Below are 1,864 nucleotides of genomic sequence, written 5' to 3' on the forward strand. Positions count from 1 at the left end.
GGGGCAAACATGGACTCAGTGGGATTCGAACCCACGGCATCCTCCTTGCAAAGGAGGCACTCTACCGCTGAGCTATGAGCCCACCCTCCTCTCGGAGGGCTGTGTGTGAGCCATACTGGATCTAAAGTGCCCGAATACGCGTGCTGATCCAACGAACCAATGCTACCGCGAATACGACGAATGAAAGGTGGGACTGCCCAAAAGGGCAGTTCCCGATCAGTAGGAGGTGATCCAGCCGCAGATTCCCCTACGGCTACCTTGTTACGACTTAAGCCCCCTTGCGAAGCCCAGATTCGACCCTGGTGACAGGGCCTCATCCGGACCTCACTCGGGTGCTTTGACGGGCGGTGTGTGCAAGGAGCAGGGACGTATTCACCGCGCGCTACTGACACGCGATTACTACCGAATCCAGCTTCATGTGGGTGAGTTTCAACCCACAATCCGAACTACGATCAGGTTTCTGAGATTACCGTCGCCTCTCGGCGTTGGAACCCTTTGTCCTGACCATTGTAGCCCGCGTGTAGCCCAGCTCATTCGGGGCATACTGACCTACCGTTGCCCGTTCCTTCCTCCGTGTTAGCCACGGCAGTCCTCCTAATGTACCCACCCACCCGGGGGTGGTGCTGGCAATTAAGAGTGCGGGTCTCGCTCGTTGCCTGACTTAACAGGACGCCTCACGGTACGAGCTGACGGCGGCCATGCACCTCCTCTCTGTAACTCGTAGTAGAGGTCGGTAACCTGACTGTCATCATTACAGTCGGAGCTGGTGAGATGTCCGGCGTTGAGTCCAATTAAACCGCAGGCTCCTCCGGTTGTAGTGCTCCCCCGCCAATTCCTTTAAGTTTCATCCTTGCGGACGTACTTCCCAGGCGGCCTGTTTAGCGGCTTCCCTACGGCACAGCACCCACTCGTAGTGGGAGCCACACCTAACAGGCATCGTTTACGGCTAGGACTACCCGGGTATCTAATCCGGTTCGAGACCCTAGCTTTCGTCCCTCACTGTCGAATCCGTCCTCTCAGAGTGCTTTCGCCATCGGTGGTCCGTCCAGGATTACAGGATTTCACTCCTACCCTGGACGTACCCTCTGAGCCTTCCGGTTCCAAGCCACGGAGGTTCCGCCGGACGCCTCTCGGTTGAGCCGAGAGATTTCCCGACGGGCTTTCGTGGCCAGCTACGGACGCTTTAGGCCCAATAAAATCGGTCATCACTCGAGCTGCCGGTATTACCGCGGCGGCTGGCACCGGTCTTGCCCAGCTCTTGTTCGTGAACCGCCTTACGGTTCACAAAAGCGAGGGCTAGTATGCCCTCGCACTCGGGGTCCCCCTATCGCACTGGCGTGCAGTGTAAAGGTTTCGCGCCTGCTGCGCCCCGTAGGGCCCGGAATCTTGTCTCAGATTCCGTCTCCGGGCTCTTGCTCTCACAACCCGTACCGATTATAGGCACGGTGGGCCGTTACCCCACCGTCTACCTAATCGGCCGCAGCCACATCCTCAAGCGCCTCAGCGGTTAAGCCCGCTCGGTCTTCCACCTGAGCGGACGTATCGGCTATTAGCCTCAGTTTCCCGAGGGTATCGCCGTCTTGAGGGTAGTTTGACCACGTGTTACTGAGCTTTCCGCTACGAGTCTAAACTCGTGCAACTAGCATGGCTAAATCGGACCCCGATAGCAATGACCTCCGGCAGGATCAACCGGAATGTGTGCCTCTCGATAGAGAGGCGGGTGGCGGGTGCTTCACGATCGAAGCACACCAAATGTCGTATCCAATTATGGTATATTGCATGGTCCGTTGGATCGGGTCACCGGAATGGTGACGCGGTCAGCGTAGTGCTGGGTGGTCACGGGTATTCGGGTGGCACCGATCCA

The 1,864-nt window shown here is 57.8% G+C and carries 1 tRNA gene and 1 rRNA gene; both read right to left on the reverse strand.

What is annotated here, in order from left to right:
- Positions 1 to 10: 10 nt before the first annotated feature.
- A tRNA-Ala gene (locus E5K03_RS17015) sits at positions 11 to 82 on the reverse strand.
- Positions 83 to 221: 139 nt separating this feature from the next.
- Positions 222 to 1,696 (reverse strand): 16S ribosomal RNA (locus E5K03_RS17020).
- Between the last annotated feature and the right edge of the window lie 168 nt (positions 1,697 to 1,864).

Origin of the sequence: Halalkalirubrum salinum (genome assembly GCF_005543295.1) — an archaeon.
Classification (GTDB): Archaea; Halobacteriota; Halobacteria; order Halobacteriales; family Haloferacaceae; genus Halalkalirubrum; species Halalkalirubrum salinum.